The 16,632-nt window shown below is 69.2% G+C and carries 21 protein-coding genes; 8 read left to right on the top strand and 13 right to left on the bottom strand.

The annotated features are described in order from the left end of the window. Window positions 1-39: 39 nt before the first annotated feature. A complete protein-coding gene (locus NJ4_RS15640; RefSeq protein WP_067437153.1) occupies window positions 40-1,242 on the bottom strand; it encodes an NAD(P)-dependent malic enzyme in 1,203 nt (400 codons plus the stop codon). A gap of 165 nt (window positions 1,243-1,407) precedes the next feature. Continuing rightward, complete coding sequence (locus NJ4_RS15635; protein ID WP_067437146.1) at window positions 1,408-1,773, bottom strand: S24/S26 family peptidase; 366 nt, start codon at window positions 1,771-1,773, stop codon at window positions 1,408-1,410. Between the two features lie 63 nt (window positions 1,774-1,836). On the opposite strand from NJ4_RS15635, the gene sodN reads away from it, so the two are divergent. The 3 genes from sodN (at window position 1,837) to NJ4_RS15620 (ending at window position 3,952) form a co-directional block, all read left to right on the top strand. Then, window positions 1,837-2,238: a superoxide dismutase, Ni gene (gene sodN, locus NJ4_RS15630; RefSeq protein ID WP_067437143.1), complete on the top strand. Its 402-nt coding sequence runs from the start codon at window positions 1,837-1,839 to the stop codon at window positions 2,236-2,238. A 534-nt stretch (window positions 2,239-2,772) separates the two neighbouring features. Beyond that, window positions 2,773-3,147, top strand: a complete 375-nt coding sequence (locus NJ4_RS15625) for an ATP-binding protein (RefSeq protein WP_067437140.1) — start codon at window positions 2,773-2,775, stop codon at window positions 3,145-3,147. A 34-nt stretch (window positions 3,148-3,181) separates the two neighbouring features. Further along, the gene (locus tag NJ4_RS15620) at window positions 3,182-3,952 is read left to right on the top strand and encodes an RNA polymerase sigma factor SigF (RefSeq protein WP_245644591.1); all 771 of its coding nucleotides are present in this window, start codon (window positions 3,182-3,184) and stop codon (window positions 3,950-3,952) included. Window positions 3,953-3,956: 4 nt separating this feature from the next. Here NJ4_RS15620 and NJ4_RS15615 read toward each other — a convergent pair whose 3' ends face one another. Further along, a complete protein-coding gene (locus NJ4_RS15615) occupies window positions 3,957-4,388 on the bottom strand; it encodes a hypothetical protein (protein WP_157551164.1) in 432 nt (143 codons plus the stop codon). 179 nt (window positions 4,389-4,567) lie between these two features. On the opposite strand from NJ4_RS15615, the gene NJ4_RS15610 reads away from it, so the two are divergent. Then, a complete protein-coding gene (locus tag NJ4_RS15610; protein ID WP_056686333.1) occupies window positions 4,568-4,819 on the top strand; it encodes a WhiB family transcriptional regulator in 252 nt (83 codons plus the stop codon). An 81-nt stretch (window positions 4,820-4,900) separates the two neighbouring features. Here the strand turns inward: NJ4_RS15610 and NJ4_RS15605 are convergent, their stop codons facing one another. Continuing rightward, window positions 4,901-6,373, bottom strand: coding sequence for a sensor histidine kinase (locus NJ4_RS15605; RefSeq protein ID WP_067437130.1), 1,473 nt, complete (start codon window positions 6,371-6,373; stop codon window positions 4,901-4,903). Window positions 6,374-6,485: 112 nt separating this feature from the next. Between NJ4_RS15605 and NJ4_RS15600 the strand changes: the two genes are divergently transcribed. From NJ4_RS15600 to NJ4_RS15590, 3 genes are read left to right on the top strand one after another with little or no spacing between them, the layout of a single operon-like run. Then, entirely contained in the window at window positions 6,486-7,319 is an 834-nt protein-coding gene (locus NJ4_RS15600) for a DUF2785 domain-containing protein (RefSeq protein ID WP_067437127.1), read from the top strand. 9 nt (window positions 7,320-7,328) lie between these two features. After that, window positions 7,329-8,993 carry an acetolactate synthase gene (locus tag NJ4_RS15595; RefSeq protein WP_067437124.1) on the top strand — a complete coding sequence of 555 codons (1,665 nt, stop codon included), beginning with the start codon at window positions 7,329-7,331 and terminating at the stop codon, window positions 8,991-8,993. Beyond that, entirely contained in the window at window positions 8,993-9,475 is a 483-nt protein-coding gene (locus NJ4_RS15590; protein ID WP_067437121.1) for a GNAT family N-acetyltransferase, read from the top strand. The genes NJ4_RS15595 and NJ4_RS15590 overlap by 1 nt, the downstream gene beginning before the upstream one ends. On the opposite strand, the gene NJ4_RS15585 is transcribed toward NJ4_RS15590, so the two are convergent. The 9 genes from NJ4_RS15585 to NJ4_RS15550 form a co-directional block, all read right to left on the bottom strand. Continuing rightward, entirely contained in the window at window positions 9,468-10,358 is an 891-nt protein-coding gene (locus NJ4_RS15585) for a PASTA domain-containing protein (protein WP_067437118.1), read from the bottom strand. The two genes, NJ4_RS15590 and NJ4_RS15585, sit on opposite strands and share 8 nt — an antisense overlap. Next, window positions 10,355-10,855 (bottom strand): SigE family RNA polymerase sigma factor, encoded by a 501-nt coding sequence (locus NJ4_RS15580; protein WP_067437116.1) that lies wholly within the window; start codon window positions 10,853-10,855, stop codon window positions 10,355-10,357. The genes NJ4_RS15585 and NJ4_RS15580 overlap by 4 nt, the downstream gene beginning before the upstream one ends. An 82-nt stretch (window positions 10,856-10,937) precedes the next feature. After that, window positions 10,938-11,309, bottom strand: coding sequence for a thioesterase family protein (locus tag NJ4_RS15575; protein ID WP_067437113.1), 372 nt, complete (start codon window positions 11,307-11,309; stop codon window positions 10,938-10,940). 166 nt (window positions 11,310-11,475) lie between these two features. Further along, window positions 11,476-11,550 (bottom strand): 50S ribosomal protein bL37, encoded by a 75-nt coding sequence (locus NJ4_RS27200; protein ID WP_396378553.1) that lies wholly within the window; start codon window positions 11,548-11,550, stop codon window positions 11,476-11,478. A 78-nt stretch (window positions 11,551-11,628) separates the two neighbouring features. Then, window positions 11,629-11,892 (bottom strand): mycothiol system anti-sigma-R factor, encoded by a 264-nt coding sequence (gene rsrA / locus NJ4_RS15570; RefSeq protein ID WP_067437111.1) that lies wholly within the window; start codon window positions 11,890-11,892, stop codon window positions 11,629-11,631. Next, window positions 11,892-12,530 carry a sigma-70 family RNA polymerase sigma factor gene (locus NJ4_RS15565; protein WP_067437313.1) on the bottom strand — a complete coding sequence of 213 codons (639 nt, stop codon included), beginning with the start codon at window positions 12,528-12,530 and terminating at the stop codon, window positions 11,892-11,894. The genes rsrA and NJ4_RS15565 overlap by 1 nt, the downstream gene beginning before the upstream one ends. 96 nt (window positions 12,531-12,626) lie before the next feature. Further along, window positions 12,627-13,265, bottom strand: a complete 639-nt coding sequence (locus NJ4_RS15560; RefSeq protein ID WP_067437108.1) for an alpha/beta hydrolase family protein — start codon at window positions 13,263-13,265, stop codon at window positions 12,627-12,629. Beyond that, entirely contained in the window at window positions 13,265-14,026 is a 762-nt protein-coding gene (locus NJ4_RS15555; protein ID WP_067437105.1) for an SOS response-associated peptidase, read from the bottom strand. The genes NJ4_RS15560 and NJ4_RS15555 overlap by 1 nt, the downstream gene beginning before the upstream one ends. 64 nt (window positions 14,027-14,090) lie before the next feature. Next, complete coding sequence (locus tag NJ4_RS15550) at window positions 14,091-14,834, bottom strand: hypothetical protein (RefSeq protein ID WP_157551163.1); 744 nt, start codon at window positions 14,832-14,834, stop codon at window positions 14,091-14,093. Between the two features lie 197 nt (window positions 14,835-15,031). Between NJ4_RS15550 and NJ4_RS15545 the strand changes: the two genes are divergently transcribed. Continuing rightward, a partial coding sequence (locus NJ4_RS15545) for a sigma-70 family RNA polymerase sigma factor (protein WP_169799274.1) occupies window positions 15,032-16,632 on the top strand: 1,601 nt, incomplete at its 3' end.

The following is a 16,632-nucleotide window of genomic DNA, read 5'->3' as shown; positions in this document are numbered from 1 at the left end:
GACCTGCGAAGTCCTGCCGGCCGGGTGGTCGGTTGCCGGTCAGTCGCTGGTGAGCCGGGCGACGCCGTCGCGGCGGGCCGCCTCGGCGACCGCTGTGGCGACGGCCGGGCCGACCCGGGGGTCGAACGGCGAGGGGATGATGCAGTCCTCGGTGAGGTCGTCGCCGACGAGATCGGCCAGCGCCTCGGCAGCGGCCAGCTTCATGCCCTCAGTGATCGCCCGGGCATGCACGTCGAACGCGCCCCGGAAGATGCCGGGGAAGGCCAGCACGTTGTTGATCTGGTTGGGGTAGTCCGACCGGCCGGTGGCCACCACGCGCGCATGCCGGTGGGCGACGTCGGGGTGCACCTCGGGCGTGGGGTTCGCCAGGCCGAAGATGATCGCGTCGGGCGCCATCTTCGCCACGATCTCCTCGGGCACGTTGCCGCCGGAGACACCGATGTAGACGTCTGCGCCCTCCATCACGTCGGCCAGGCTGCCCTTGCGGCCGAAGTTGTCGGCGGTGTCGCGGGCGAGGTCCTGCTTGACCTGGGTGAGGTCGGAGCGCTCGGAGTTGAGCACGCCCCGACGGTCGATGACTGCGATGTCCTTGATGCCGGCCTCGAGCATGATGCGGGTGACCGCGACGCCTGCGGCGCCGGCACCGGAGATCACGACGCGCGTTGTCTCGGCCAGGCGCCCGGTGAGCTTGAGCGCGTTCTTCAGTGCGGCCAGTGCGACGACGGCGGTGCCGTGCTGGTCGTCGTGGAAGACAGGGATGTCGAGGCGGTCCTTGAGTCGCTGCTCGATCTCGAAGCAGCGCGGAGCCGAGATGTCCTCGAGATTGATGCCGCCGAACGAGGGCGCCATCCGGACCACGGTCTCGACGATCTCGTCGACGTCGGTGGTGGCCAGGCAGATCGGAATGGCGTCGACGTTGCCGAACTGCTTGAACAGCACCGCCTTGCCCTCCATGACGGGCATCGCGGCAGCCGGGCCGATGTCTCCCAGCCCCAGGACCGCGGTGCCGTCGGTGACCACGGCCACCGTGTTCGGCACCCAGGTGAAGTGGCGGGTCAGCTCGGGGTTCTCGGCGATCGCCTCACAGACACGGGCCACACCGGGCGTGTAGGCGAGCGACAGCTCCTCGGCCCCGGCCAGCTCGACCTGGGAGCGGATCTCCATCTTCCCGCCGACGTGCAGGTCGAAGACGGGGTCGCCCGCGAACGGGTGCTCCGTGTTGTCGTTCGCAGAGGAAGGCATGACGGACTTTCGTGAGAGAGTGCGGTGTGGGCGGGCCCAGCTCGACGCGTCAGAGGTGGTTCGCGGAACTTGTCGGACCAGGGGGTCTCCCTGCTCGTCATCTTGTCACAACGCGTGCGTGCGAAGAATGCTCGTTCCGTCGGGATCTCGGAATTGAGACGCGCATCACCATCGAACCGGGGGCCACACCCGGCAGCGCACGACCGCGAGCACGGCCTCTTCCGGGACGACCCCGCGGTGTCGGGAGTCGACTCCCTGCTCGGCGTTGTCGCTGAGCAACCACCACCCCGGGGCGCCGGTGCGTGTGGATCGCCTCTCGTGCGCGCGCTTGACGGCAAGCGTGCCGTCGACGAAGCGGGCCACCACCACGTCGCCGGATCGCACGCGGGCGTCGTACCGCACCAGCAGACGGTCGCCGTCCCGCAGGCCGGGTTCCATCGACCGGCCACGGACGACGGCGATGCCGATGCGACCGCGTGCTCCGCGGGCGACGAGGCGACTGCGGACACCCGGCTGACGACGACTCCTCATGCGGAGTAGTGTCGCAGTGAGTCATACCGACCACGTTCCCTGTCGAAGGAGAGGACGCCAAGCATGCTTGAGCGACTGTTCGCCCCCACCGTTGAGGTCCACGCCCACTGCGACCTGCCCTGCGGCGTCTATGACCCCGCCCAGGCCCGCATCGAGGCCGAGTCGATCAAGGCCGTCATCGGCAAGCTCGCCGACAACGACGACCCCGACTTCCGGACCCGCGCCGTTCTGATCAAGGAGCAGCGCAGCGAGCTGGTCAAGCACCACCTGTGGGTGCTGTGGACCGACTACTTCAAGCCCCCGCACTTCGAGAAGTACCCGCAGCTGCACACCCTGGTCAACGAGGCGACCAAGCTCGCCGGCGCGACCGGCACCAAGGGCTCCATGGACGCCGAGGTGGCCGACCAGCTGCTCGCCAAGATCGACGAGATCGCCGAGATCTTCTGGGAGACCAAGAAGGCCTGACGTCTCGACGGGGTCGAGCCACCAGGCCTTCGCCGTCCCAAGGAAGGGTGTCGCGCGCCAGCGCGGCACCCTTCCCTGATTTCGCCACCACGGGCGGGCTTGACGAGTCCTGGGTCCGTGTTCGCCCTGCCAGGACATCGAGGTTCCGGACCGTGCGACAGGTAAGTGGGACAGGCACCGCACATCCCAGGCGGGGCGATCGGTCCCACCGCAGGGACTTACCTGTCGCACGGTCCGCAAGCTCGGACCAACACCGGAGAAGGACGACGGACCTACGTTTCCGTAGGTGCGTCGTCCTCGATGTCCTGAGACATCACATCCGAGCTCCGCGTTCACGTGAACAGGCAGTTCAGACCCGGGAGCCACGGTTCGAGCGTGCGTCGCCCCGTACGACGAACTGGCTGATGAGATGAACGCAGCGTCCCGGCCGACCATGGCGACGAGGGACTGCTCATCGGTCACCCGAGGGCCGGCTGGCCACGACGTCCAGCCGGGATCCGCGCGTGCGGGCGGGGCAGACGATATGTTGTCCGCATGCGACCCGACGTCGAGCTCCGACTTCCCGTAGACAGCGCCTACGTGTCCGTGCTGCGCGCCACGACCGTCAGTCTGGCCGCTCGGCTCGACTTCACCATCGACGACATCGAGGACCTCCGGATGGCGGTCGGCGAGGCCTGCGCGATGGTGCTCCCCTCCGCGACCGAGGGGTCCGACCTGACCTGCGCGTTCTTCATGAAGACCGGTGAGGTCACGATCACCGTCACGGTGCCGAGCGCCACGACCGAGCTCCCCGAGGAGGACGGGTTCGCGTGGCAGGTGCTCAGCGCCCTCACCACGCACGCCGAGCTGATCTCCGGCGACGGCACACTCGCCGTGACCATGACGATGAACTCGACAGTCGACGCCTGACATGAGCGCCGAGATCGGGGGATCGCCTCCACGCATGCAACTGACCGAGATCAAGGCGGCCAGCGCCGCACTGTTCGACCGCGTCGCCGACGAGGGCCTGACCGAGGCTTCGCGGTCGATGGCTCGCGATGACCTGGTGCGCCTGCACCTCCCCCTCGTCGAGCACTGCGCCCGTCGGTTCCGCAACCGTGGCGAACCGTTCGAGGACCTCGTCCAGGTGGGCACGATCGGTCTGATCAAGGCCGTCGATCGGTTCGACACCGAGCGCGGGGTCGAGTTCTCGACGTACGCGACACCCACCATCATCGGCGAGATCAAGCGCCACTTCCGCGACAAGGGCTGGGCGATCCGGGTGCCTCGGCGCCTCCAGGAACTCCGCATGCAGATCAGCGCCGCCACCGCCGAGCTGAACCAGTCGTTGGGTCGCTCCCCCACACCCTCCGAGATCGCCCAGGCGATCGACTGCTCCGTCGAAGAGGTCATCGAGGGGATCGAGTCGAGCAACGCCTACTCGACGCTCTCCCTGGACGCCGGCAGCGACAGCAGCGAGGACGGCGCGCTGAGCATGCTCGACACCATGGGCGTCGACGACGAGGGCCTCGAGCACGTCGAGCTGCGCGAGTCACTCAAGCCGTTGCTCGAGCAGCTGCCACCGCGCGAGAAGAACATCCTGATGCTGCGGTTCTTCAAGAACATGACGCAGTCCCAGATCGCGGCAGAGGTCGGTGTGAGTCAGATGCACGTGTCGCGCCTGCTGACCAAGACCTTGGATCACCTGCGCGATGCGTTGGCGGACCCGCACTGACCGTTCAGGGCTCCTCCGGGGCGTCGCCCGGCCCCTGGTCGGCGGCCTCGCCCGGCTCGTCGGAGAGGTAGTCGAGGCTGGCCGGGTGCAGGGTGCCTGCCAGCACCAGCAGCGCCACGACCGTCAGGGCGATGGCCACGCCCGTGGTCTCGCCACCTCGGAAGCTCCAGGCGAGACCGAGTGCCATCAGCTGGGAGAAGACGATCGCGCCCCGGGCCCACGAGGCTCCCCGCCACAACGACCAGGCAGCCCAGACCAGCACGCCGCCGTACGCCGCGAAGAACAACGACGTGCTGAGCCCCATGGTCAGCCGACCGGTCGAGACGTTGAAGAGCTCGAGGACGGCGAACGCGATCAGGGCCAGCCCTTCGAGCGCGGTCAGGCTGGCCGCGACCGTTGTCGGCGGCGGAATCACTCGCTCAGTAGGGCTGCTCACGAGGAAAAACCATACTTGTGACGAAAGCGACGCCGGTAAGGGGTTGTCACGGGGTCCAGTTCTTGCGAATCTGTTCCGTGCGCCCTGAACAGGGTCTGCATGGCCCTGCGCGCACAAGAACTTTTACGCAACGACCCACAGGCCGTTGACGACGCTAGATGAAGAGGGAGTCCCCCGCCATGGATTGGCGCCATCGCTCCGCGTGCCTCGACGAGGACCCGGAGTTGTTCTTCCCGATCGGCAACACCGGTCCGGCCATCCTCCAGATCGAGGAAGCCAAGCAGGTGTGCCGACGCTGCGAGGTGCGCGAACAATGTCTCGCGTGGGCCCTCGAGGCGGGGCAGGACCACGGCGTCTGGGGTGGACTCGGTGAGGACGAGCGTCGCGCCCTCAAGCGCCGCAACGCCCGCGCCCGCGTCCGCACTGCCTAGCGGAGCCGCCCCGGCGGATCCGCTGATGGTGGTCGAACCAGCCGACCGTCGTGTCGGGACCTGCTGACCCGAGAGCAAACCTCAGTCGACAGGCACGTCGATCTGGACCCGCGTTCCGTGCTCCAGCGGCGCGTGCGCGGATCCCATCTCGAGGACGCCGGCCATCTCTGACTCCACCAGGGTGCGCACGATCGACAAGCCGAGGTTGACCGCCCCGTCGAGGTCGAAGCCCGCGGGCAGCCCGCGACCGTCGTCCTCGACCGTCACGTGCAACCGGCCCACCAGCCGTTGCGCGTCGAGGGTGATCCGCCCGGTGTCACCCGTGACGTAGGCGTGCTCGACCGCGTTCTGCAGCAGCTCGGTCACGACCATCGCCAGTGCGGTGGCCATCTCCGAGGTGAGCACTCCGAACCTTCCGGTGCGCACCACGTGGACGGTCTCCCCCACGGCGCTGACGTCGGTGACCATGCGCCCCAGCCGGTCGGCGATCTCGTCGAAGTCGACGTGCTCCTCAACGGCCTGGCTGAGGGTCTCGTGCACGATGGCGATCGTGCCGACCCGGCGTACCGCCTCCTCGAGCGCGGCCTTCGCGTCGGGGGTGTCCATGCGCCGGGCCTGGAGCCGGAGCAGGGCGGCCACCGTCTGCAGGTTGTTCTTCACCCGGTGGTGGATCTCGCGGATCGTCGCGTCCTTGGTGACCAGCTCACGGTCACGGCGACGCAGCTCCGTGACGTCGCGCAGCAGGATCAGCGCACCGATGTGCTCACCTTGCGGGCGCAGCGGGATGCTGCGCGCGATCACGGCGACTCCGTCACCGGTGATCTCCGCGTCCTTGTGGAGATGGCCACCGAGCACTGAGCTGAGGGTCTCCTCGTCGAGCCGCTTGCGCGGTGGGACCAGCTCACGCGTCAGGTCGGTGAGCAGGTGACCGGCCAGGTCACCGGTGTGCCCGAGTCGCCGATAGACACTGAGCGCATTGGGCGAGGCATAGGTGACGATGCCGGTCTGCCCGACCCGGATGAAGCCGTCGCCCACCCGAGCGGTGTCGGCATGGTCGCTGCGCTCGCCCGCCGACGGGAACAGGCCCTTGCTGATCATCTGGGTCAGGTCCGCCGCGGTCTGCAGGTAGGACAGCTCGAGACGGCTCGGCGTACGCACGCCCAGCAGGTTGGTGTTGCGCGCGACCACCGCGATCACGTGCTCCCCACGGCGCACCGGGATCGTCTCCACCCGCACCGGCACGTCATCGCGCCACTCGGGGTCTCCCTCACGGATCACGCGGCCCTGGGCCAGCGCCTGGTCCAGCATGGGGCGCCGGTTCACCGGGACGAAGGTGCCCATCACGTCGTCGAGCAGTGCGGTCGGCCCGGTCGTCGGCCGCATCTGCCCCCCGGCCCAGAAACCCTTGCCCTCGTGGTCGGGCAGCCACAGCACCAGGTCCGCGAAGGACAGGTCGGCGATGATCTGCCAGTCGGCCATCAACCGCTGCAGCCAGGCCAGGTCGTCGGAATCGAGGTCCGTGTGCGCCTTGGCCAGTTCGTCGAGAGTGGGCACCGCGCCAGACTAGTGCGCATCACCGGAAGTTCGTCGACGCACCTCCGCCGGTGGCTGCCCGGGCAGGTCTCCCGCCCGGCCGTGGCGCCCGCTCGGCTGGCAGACTGGCCGCATGGCATCAACGATCTGGGACCACGTGCTCACCAACGATCTCGAGGTTCCCACCGATCGTCCCCTGGCCGACCTCACCGCCGAGCTGACCGAGATGCTGGGCAGCACCGACCCCGTCGAACGCGACCAGATCGCCGTCGAGGTGCTGACCACCTGGATCGACCGCGGCGTGTACGACGACCTGTTGGTCGGGCTCGGCGACGGGATGGCCGCGGGCCTCGACGTCGGCATCGGTGAGTCCGGCACCGACACGGTGTTCCGTCGGAGCTTCTCGACCCGGGTCCTGGCCGCCTGCCTGGAGCGCGGAACCGCCGTTGGCCTGCCCGCCACGAAGGTCTTTCAGTGGGGCGATCGCGTGGCCAGCTGGTACGTCCGCGAGCAGGACCACCGCGGCTTCGTCGAAGGCAAGGGCTGGGCCCACGCGATCGCTCACGGAGCCGACGCCATCGGCGTCCTCGCGAGGTCGCCGCACTTCGGGGTCAACGAGCTGACCGTGTTGCTGGACCTGATCGCCGACCGGCTGCTGCTTCCCTCCGACGAGCCGATGGTGTGCGGTGAGCCCGATCGCATGGCCGACGCCACGGCCGCCTGCCTACGACGCAACCTCGTGCCGCTCACCGTGTTGGGGCCGTGGGTGCGCCGGCTGGTCAACGCGGCGGCGGCCACCAGCGAGGGCAGTCCCCATCTGTCCTCGCACAATCCCCAGGCGTTCCTGCGCGCGCTCTACCTCAAGCTCGCGTTCGCGCCCGATCCACCCGAGGTGCGCTCGGACCTGCTGCTCGTGCTGATCGACGGCCTGCGCGAGTCGAACCCCCGACACCTGGGTGATGGCTAACCTCTGGGTATGACTGACGAGAACGGATCGCTGACCGGGCACGGCGGAGAGCTCGCCGTCCACGTCGCCCGCGCCCACGGGGTCGAGACCATGTTCACCCTCTCCGGGGCGCACGTGTTTCCCATGTACGACGGGGCCGTGAAGGCGAACCCGCCGATGCGCATCGTCGACGTACGCCACGAGCAGACCGCCGCGTTCGCCGCCGAGGCCACCGGCAAGCTGACGCGGGTTCCGGGGCTGGCGGTGCTGACCGCCGGACCCGGAGTCACCAACGGCGTGAGTGCGATCGCGCAGGCCCAGTTCGCCGGGTCCCCGATGGTCGTCGTCGGCGGTCGCGCCCCCGCGAACCGGTGGGGCACCGGCAGTCTGCAGGAGCTGGACCAGCCGCCGATCCTCGCACCGGTCTCCAAGCAGGCCCGCACCCTGCACACCGCGGCCGACATCGCCGCGGGCATCGATGACGCCTTTGCGGTGGCGCGATCCCCCCACCGAGGTCCGACCTTCGTCGACGTCCCGATGGACGAGTTCTTCAACTCCGCGACCTCCGACTTCACCGACGCCACCCTTCCCGAGCCCGTGGCCCCGGACCCGGAGGCGATCAGCGCCATCGCAGAACTGCTGGGCCGCGCCCAGCGCCCGGTGCTGGTCCTCGGCACCGACGTCTGGGCCGACGGCGCCGAGGTCGCGGCCCGCGAGTTCGTCGAGGCCATCGGCATACCCACGATCACGAACGGCATGGGCCGTGGCGTGGTGCCGGGCGGTCACCCGCTGCTGGCCACCAAGGCTCGCGGTCAGGCGCTCGGCACCAGTGACCTGGTCGTGGTGGTCGGGACGCCCCTCGACTTCCGCCTGGGCTACGGAGTCTTCGGGGGCAAGGACGGCGCTCCGGTCGCCGACGTGGTGCACATCGCCGACTCCCGGGCGCAGGTCTCCGGGCACGCCGCGCTGGCCGGATCGGCTGCCGGCGACCTGACCCTGGTCTTCGAAGCCCTGGCCAACGCGGTCGACCAAGTCGTCCGCAAGCCGGACTGGTCGTCGTGGGTCTCCACCCTCCAGCAGGGCGTGGCCGCAGCGGTGGAACGCGACAGCGCCCTGCTCACCGCGGAGGCCGACCCGATCCACCCGGCCCGCATCTACGGAGAGCTGGTCCCCCGGCTGGCCGACGACGCCGTGGTGATCGGTGACGGCGGAGACTTCGTCAGCTTCGCGGGCAAGTTCGTCGAGCCGAGACAGGCCGGGTGCTGGCTGGATCCCGGCCCCTACGGCTGTCTCGGCGCCGGTCTCGGTTCCGCGATGGCGGCCCGGATCGCTCGGCCCTCCTCGCAAGTCGTGCTGCTCCTGGGCGATGGCGCGGCCGGGTTCTCGCTGATGGACGTCGACTCACTCGTCCGCCAGAACCTGCCGGTCGTGATGATCTGCGGCAACAACTCTGCCTGGGGTCTCGAGAAGGGCCCGATGCAGATGCTCTACGGCTACGACGTCGCGGCCGACCTTGCCCCGCGGACGCCGTACGACGAGGTGGTCAAGGCCCTCGGCGGCGCCGGGGAGACGGTCAGCGACCCGCGTCAGATCGGGACCGCGATCGACCGGGCCTTCGCCTCGGGCGTGCCCTACCTGGTCAACGTGATCACCGACGTGAACGCGGCCTACCCGCGCAACACCTTCGGCATCTGATGCTGCTCCGCCGGGCCACGCCGGCCGACCTGCCGACGATCGGCGAGATCACCGTGACGGCGTACGCCGACTTCACGCTGGGGCCTGAGGATCCCTACGTCGCGCGACTCCGTGACGCCGCCGCCCGCCATGCGGAGGCCGAGCTGTGGGTCGCCGAGGACGACCGAACCCTGCTCGGCAGCGTCACCTGGTGCCCCGCCGGGTCTGTCTGGCGCGAGATCAGCGAGCCCGACGAGGGCGAGTTCCGCATGCTGTCGGTCGCCCCCGAAGCGCGGGGCCGCGGAGTCGGCGAGGCGCTCGCCCGCCACTGTGTCGACCTCTCCCGGGCCGCCGGCGACCGGGCGATGGTGCTCTCGTCGCTGGCGGAGATGGCCAACGCCCACCGCCTCTACGCGCGCCTCGGGTTCACCCGACTGCCGGAGCGCGACTGGTCGCCGATGCCGGGCGTGGAGCTGATCGCGTTCGGCCTGCGCTTCACCTGACGTAGGTCACGGTGACGACGTCCCCCGGATCCAGGATCGTGCCCGGCGCGGGGTTGATGTGGAGGATGTGTCCGAACTGGATGCGTGGGCGCCGTTCGGTGACGACCACTGCCGCCAGGCCTGCTTCACGCAGTCGCTCGACGTACAGCGGGCCGGCGCCCTCTGACACGGTGGTGCTGATCGCCTCGTGGCCGGGAACGGCGACCTTGTCGTCGAGCACCCTCACGTGCGCAAGCATCTCCTCGACCTGCTCGCGCGCGAGAGCTTCGGGCTGGCTCGACGACTCTGCCCGGAACGAGACACCCAGGTCCGGGAAGCGCGTGGTCCTCGAGCACAGCAGCCGCGGGGTGTCATCGCCTCCCAAGGACTGGTTCTCACAACGCGTCGTCTGCAGCTGGGCGGTCTCGCCGTCGACCTCGGTGGTCTCGTCGGGAGCGAAGTCGAACCGTGGTTTCCCTTCGGTGATCTCGACGCTCTGGACGTCCTGAGGCCGCGTCGTGCCGCACGCCGGGATGCTGATCTGGTCGACAACGACCGTGTTGCGCTTCGGTACGCCGCACTGCGTGCGGTTGGTGCCCCACTCCTCCGGCACCGCGATCGCGGCCGTGCCGGCACCGACCAGCCGGTAGCCGTCAGGGACGATCGAGGCGGGAGTCGGCGCGCCAGTTCCGGGCGTGGGCCTGGCACCCTCCCCCACGCCGTTGAACACCAGCGCACTGCCTCCGACCACGACGGCCATCACCGCCGCCGCGGCGAGCACAGTCGTCGTACGCCGGCGTCGCGTGTGTCGCGCACCTGCCAGCATCGCGTCCAGCGGGGGCGGCCCCGGTGCCACCCGGTCAGCGACCCGGTCGAGCAGGTCGGGAAGGTCGTGTTCGCTCATGAGGTGCCTCGCAGTTCACTCAGGTCGGGGTCGTCGGCCAGGACCTTCAACGCCCGGGACAGCCGGCTCTTCACGGTGCCCGGCGCCACGCCGAGCACGGTCGCCATCTGCTGCTCGTCGAGGTGGGCGTAGTAGCGCAGCACGACCGCGATCCGCTGGTCCTGGCTCAGGCGATCCAGGCTGCGTTGCACGGCGTCGGCCACGTCGACGGCAACCGTCTCGTCGGCGCCACCGAGTTCCGGCAGGTCTTCGACAGGGCGCTCGCCGGTCCACCGGCGCCGCCTCGCCGAGGTGAACGTGTTGACCAGCACCCGGTGCACGTAGGCGTCGCGGTCGTCGGCTCGTCGAACCTTCGACCAGTGCACCAGGCACCGCGTCAGTGCTGTCTGTACGACGTCCTCGGCCTCGTGTGCTGGGCAGCCGAGCAGCACCGCCGAACGCACGAGTCGCGGCCAGCGTGAACCGACGTACTCGGAGAACTCCTCCTGAGCGCCCACGTCACCGTCCCGTTCTCGTCGTGTCCTCAATCTGACAGACGCGGTGGGAGGGCGTCGGGGTTCCGTGCTGCCTCGAGCAATCTCAGAGGCGGGAGAGGAACTTCTCCGTGTCGACCACGACCCGGGTCACCTCACCGTTGCCGACCAGCTTGCCGCCCTCGCGTGCGGAGACCGTGAAACGCACCAGGCGTCCGTCGACGTACGAGGAGGACGCGGCCACCTCGACCTGCGCTCCGACCTTGCTGGCCGCCAGGTGCTCGAGCGAGACCCGGGTGCCGACCGAGGTCCTGCCCTCGGTCAGCGTGGGCTCGATCGCGGCGCAGGTGACCGCCTCGCACCACGCCAACAGCCGCGGTGTGCCGAGCACCGGCAGCGAGCCGGAGCCGACCGCGAGGGCGGTGTCGTCCTCGGTGATGGTGAAGGAGAGAGTCGCGGTGAGGTCAGAGTTCGGCATGGACCGATTCTCGCGTGCCGGTCGAGAACCCACGACTCGACGTACCAGAATCAACAACTCGCGACACAAGAACCCACGAGTCGGCGCACGAGAACCAACGACTCGTGGGAACACAGAACCCCCTCGCCGATCTGAATCGGCTCGGGGGTTCAGCAGGCCTGACGAGTCAGGCGTTGGGGCGCTTGCCGTGGTTCGCGCCCTTCTTCTTGCGCGAGCGGCGCTTGCGTCCGGTCTTGCCCATGGTTTCCTCCTGGAGATCTGCGGCGGCCATTGTCGCAGGAAAACCGCCCGGCCCGCGAATCGGGCCGGCAACCTGCGGCTACTCCTCGGTGATGCGCACCTGAACCTGGCGCAGCTGCACCAGCACCCGGTCGCGCAGACCCTTCGGCGCGGACTCCGAGCACGAACGGGCCACGACCGCCTTGACGGTGCGCTCGAGGTCGTACTTCTCCAGGCAGGGGCCGCACTCGTCGAGGTGCTGGCGTACGACGGAGCAGTCGGCTTCGTCGAGCTCGTTGTCGATGAGGTAGACGATGCGTTCGAGGAAGTCTGAGCAGTCCTCTGCGTTGTTCTGCCCGGCCATCACTCGTCACCTTCCGGGGCGGACTTGATCAGGTAGTTGTCGCGGACGTAGCCCGAGAGCATGTCGCGCAGCTGACGACGGCCGCGGTGCAGCCTCGACATGACGGTGCCGATCGGAGTTTCCATGATCTCGGCGATCTCCTTGTAGGGGAACCCCTCGACATCGGCGAGGTAGACCGCCAGGCGGAACTCCTCGGGCAGACGCTGGAGAGCGTCCTTGACCTGCGAGTCGGGGAGGTGTTCGAGGGCTTCCATCTCCGCCGACTTCAGACCGGTCGAGGAGTGCGACTCGGCCCTGGCGAGCTGCCAGTCCTCGACGTCCTCGGCCATCGACTGCTGCGGCTGGCGCTGCTTCTTGCGATAGGTGTTGATGAACGTGTTCGTCAGGATGCGGTAGAGCCACGCCTTGAGATTGGTGCCCGGTTTGTACTGGTGGAAGGCGGAGAACGCCTTCGCGAAGGTCTCCTGGACCAGGTCTTCGGCGTCGGCCGGGTTGCGGGTCATCCGCATCGCGGCCGAGTAGAGCTGGTCGAGGAAGGGCATGGCGTCGCGTTCGAAGCGCATCGAGCGTTCGACGTCGGTCTCGTTCGCAATGTCGACCTCGGTCATGTCGACATCCGTTGTCAGGGATTCAGTCATCGCCTCCCAGACTAGCGGGGAGGTGGGACGGTCGAGTTCGGCGAGCACGTTCTTCTCAACAGCCCCCACCGTCCGATCATTCCCGGGCCGGGTCGTTCAGCGGCCGGAGACCTCGCGCACGATCCACTCCAGCGTGGCCTCGACGATCATCGCGGTGACCTCCTTGTCGCTCAACGGCGCCGACTTCGGCACCCGCAACGAGTGGTCGGCGTACGGCACCTCGAGCACGTTGGTGCCGCTCGGGAACTCCTCCGGTCTGCCCATCGGGTCCCGGGCGCCCTGGATCACCAGCGTGGGAACGCCGGTGCCCTGCAGCTCGTGGACGCGGGTCTTCTCGGGGCGCCCCGGCGGGTGCAGCGGGAACGACAGTGCCAGGACCGCGGAGGCACCGAGGTCGCGGGCCGAGCGGGCCGCCGAGCGCGCCCCGGCCGAACGCCCACCCAGCACCAACGGGGTTCGCAGCCGCAGGTGGTCGGCGGCGACCCGAAGGGCCACGTCGAGGGTGGACGGGGCGGTGGCCACCTTCTTGCCTGCCACCTTCCACGGCTGCTCGAGCCGATGGACGGTGATGCCCTGGCCCGGCAGGGACTTCGCGAGGGCCTCGAGGTCGGGAGTGTCGATGCCGGCTCCGGCACCATGGCTGAGCAGCAGTGTGGCGACCGGATGGCGAGAGCGCGAGGACACCAGCCGTGCGTCGCCGTACGGCGTGGTCAGGATCTTCTCGACGTTGACCATCAGTGGCCCTCCTCGGTGGACTGGCCCTCGACGGGCAGTGGCGTGATCAGCTCGGGTCCGTTGTTGGCGACGTTGCCGACCAGGGTCGAGACCGGGTAGGCCTCGAGCCGACCGGGCGCCGCAGGCTCGAGCAGGGTGAGCAGGTCGTCGGTCGAGCGGCTGGTCGGGTCGAGCCAGTCGGTCCAGCGGTCGGCGGGCACCATCAGGGGCATGCGGTCGTGGATGCGGCCCAGAGAGTCCTCGGCGTCGGTGGTGATCACCGTGCAGGTCCAGCGGAACGGGGACGGGTCGTCGTCCGCCTTGGTCGGGTCCCGCCAGATCTCGTAGAGGCCCGCCATGGCCAGGACCCCGCCGTCCTGCGGGCGGATGAAGAAGGGCTGCTTCTTCGGCTTGCCCGCCTTCGTCATCTGCTCCGTGGGGTACCACTCGAAGTAGCCGTCGGCGGGGAGCAGGCAGCGGCGCGCGGCGAAGGCACGACGGTACGCCGGCTTCTCGGCGACGGTCTCCATGCGGGCGTTGATCATCCGGTTGCCGATCGACGGCTCCTTGGCCCACGAGGGGATCAGCCCCCAGGTGAGCACCCGGAGCTGGCGCTGCTGGGGCCGCTCCTGCTTGGCGGGGCGCTCGAGGACGGCGTACACCTCTTTGGTGGGCGCGACGTTGTAGTCGGCCTCCAGCGGCTCGGGCACCAGCGACTCCTCGACCTCGAACTCCTCGATGAGGTCTTCGGGCTTTCTGGAGGAGGCATATCGACCGCACATGGGGACCAGCCTAGACACCCGCGGGAGCCCGCTCGCCGCTCGTCAACAGGACGGCGTGCGAGCCTCAGGTGCGGCAGAGCTCGTCGAGCAGCGACGCCGCCGCATCATCGGTGGACGGCAGCCCTTCGATCCAGATCCGGGTCGGGTGGTCGGCGGTCCCCAGCAACGTGCGCACCAGTGCCACCCGTCGGCCCAGCCGCGCGTCCCGTTCGACGATCACCACGACCCGGTTGGTGCCGGAGCGGCCGATCGTCTCGGTGCCGTTGAACACAGTCCGCGCGGTCTCCCCGAGGCGGGAGAGCCTCATCGCCCCGGTGAACTGGTCGGCATCGGAGCCCGATCCGCCCTCCGGCAGCTGCATCACGACGAGTGCGTGTGTCTCGTCGAGGCCCGCCGCCCCCCGTCCGAGCTGTCCCCTGTACAGCTCGGACAAGCGGCTGCGGATGTGCGCCAGACTGGCCAGACCCGTGAGCGGGTCCTCGCACGACAGTTGGTGCAGATAGGCGAGGGTCGACTCGCTCCACGCCATCGACAACGCGCGAACATCGTCGAAGCACGGTTCTTCGCCGGTGACGGCAATGCTGGTGCGACCCAGTCGGTCGAGCGCCTCGTCGAGCGACGCCCCGTCGCGGGCCAGCATGCGCCCCGCCACCTCGCAGGCCTGGGCGGAGCCTGATCCCGAGGCAAGGGCCTCCCCCACTGCTTCGAACTGCGGCGGCAACCCCAGCCGCACGCCGTCGTCCAGTGGACCCTTCGCCTCGGGACCGGCCGTGCTGCTTCGTCGCACCAAGGTGTCGAAGAAACCCACGGCCCAGCTCCCCTCGGTTCGTCATGCTCGACGTTCTCTGACTGGGAAACGGGCCGGAGATCGCTCCATGACGCGAATTGCGGGAACTTTTCCCAGAACTTTCTCCGCCGGCCCATTTTTCCGCGCACATGGCACCGGGCGCACATGGCACTAGGCTGAATGGCGTCATCAATCGCCGACTGGATCGTTGGAACACTGTGAGCACCACACTTTCCGAACTCGAGGAGCTGGGCGACGCCGAGCTGATCTCGGCCGTCCGGGGTGGTGACGTGTCCGCCTACGGGCACCTGTTCGAGCGTCACGTGGGGGCGGCCCGCCGTCTGGCCCGCCAACTGACCAGTCACGGCGACGCCGACGACCTCGTCTCCGACGCGTTCACCAAGGTGCTCAAGGTGCTCCAGGGTGGAGGCGGTCCCGACGTCGCCTTCCGGGCCTACCTGCTCACTGCCGTACGACGACTGCACGTCGACCGGATTCGCGCCGGGTCACGACTGCACACGACCGACGACCTCGAGGCGTTCGACCCGGGGGTGCCGTTCCGCGACACCGCCGTCGAGGGCTTCGAGAACGCCGCTGCGGCGAAGGCCTTCGCGTCTCTGCCGGAGCGTTGGCAGCTGGTGCTGTGGCACACCGAGGTCGAGGGTCAGAAGCCGGCCGACGTCGCGGCGCTGCTCGGGATGAGCCCCAACTCCGTCTCGGCACTCGCCTACCGTGCCCGCGAGGGACTGCGCCAGGCGTTCTTGAACTCGCACGCCGAAGAGCTCGACGCCCCGGAGTGCCGCTGGACCCACGACCACCTCGGTGCCTATGTCCGGCAGGGTGTGTCCAAGCGCGACGCCACCAAGATCGAGAAGCATCTCGACGAGTGTCGCGGCTGCATGGCGATCTACCTCGAGCTGACCGAGGTCAACTCCAACCTCGGGGCACTGCTCGCGCCACTCCTCCTCGGCACCACCGCCGGCGCGGCCTACCTCGCCGGCGCCGGCTCGCTGGCGGCCAAGGGCTTCCTGCTGCTGTTCCTCGACCGGACCAAGGACTTCGTCGCGGCCAACACCCAGGTCGCCGCGGTGAGCGGGGTGGCCGCGGTCGCCGCCGTTGCCGGTGTCTCCATCGCGGTCGCGGTCAACCAGGGCGGGCCGGCCACGGATCCGGCCGATAGGCCGCCGAACATCGCCGCACCGGCCACCACGGACGCCCCGGCACCCTCCTCGCCCGCTCCCCGTCGCAGCGCCCCACCGAAGCAACGCACGGTTGCTCCGCCCGTGGTCACTCCGCCGGCGCCCACGACGGCACCCACGACCCCACCGACCGACCCGGTCCCCTCGACGACTCCACCGGTCCCCACCACTGCCCCGCCCAGCACGAGCCCCGCTCCCGAGCCGAGCGGCCCGCCCAAGCCACAGCCCGAGCCGACGAAGCCGGCACCAGAACCCACCGAACCGCCCACCACGCCGCCCGTCGACCCGCCGCCGGTCGCAGACCTCACCGTTTCGGTCACCCCCACACGCGTGGCCATGTCGACGATCTGGAAGGTCACCACGACGGTCAGTCACGGACCGTCCACGCTGAAGATCACCAGTGACAACCCGGTCGTCGTACTCGACCTGTTGGAGCGGCGTTGCAGCCGGCTCGCGCTGGGAGTCCTCACCTGCCGCATCGAGGACGCGAACGCGGCGACGTTCGACCTGACCGCGATGAAGGTGCTGGCCGACACCCACCTCACGTTCACGGTGACACCCGACGAGGGCACCGAGGACGAGAACCCCGGCAACAACAGCCAGACCGTGCTCCTCGCCCC

It is taken from the genome of Nocardioides jensenii JCM 1364 = NBRC 14755, assembly GCF_001552535.1.
In the GTDB taxonomy this organism is placed as follows: Bacteria; Actinomycetota; Actinomycetes; order Propionibacteriales; family Nocardioidaceae; genus Nocardioides; species Nocardioides jensenii.
This window is presented reverse-complemented; position numbering and strand designations above follow the sequence as displayed.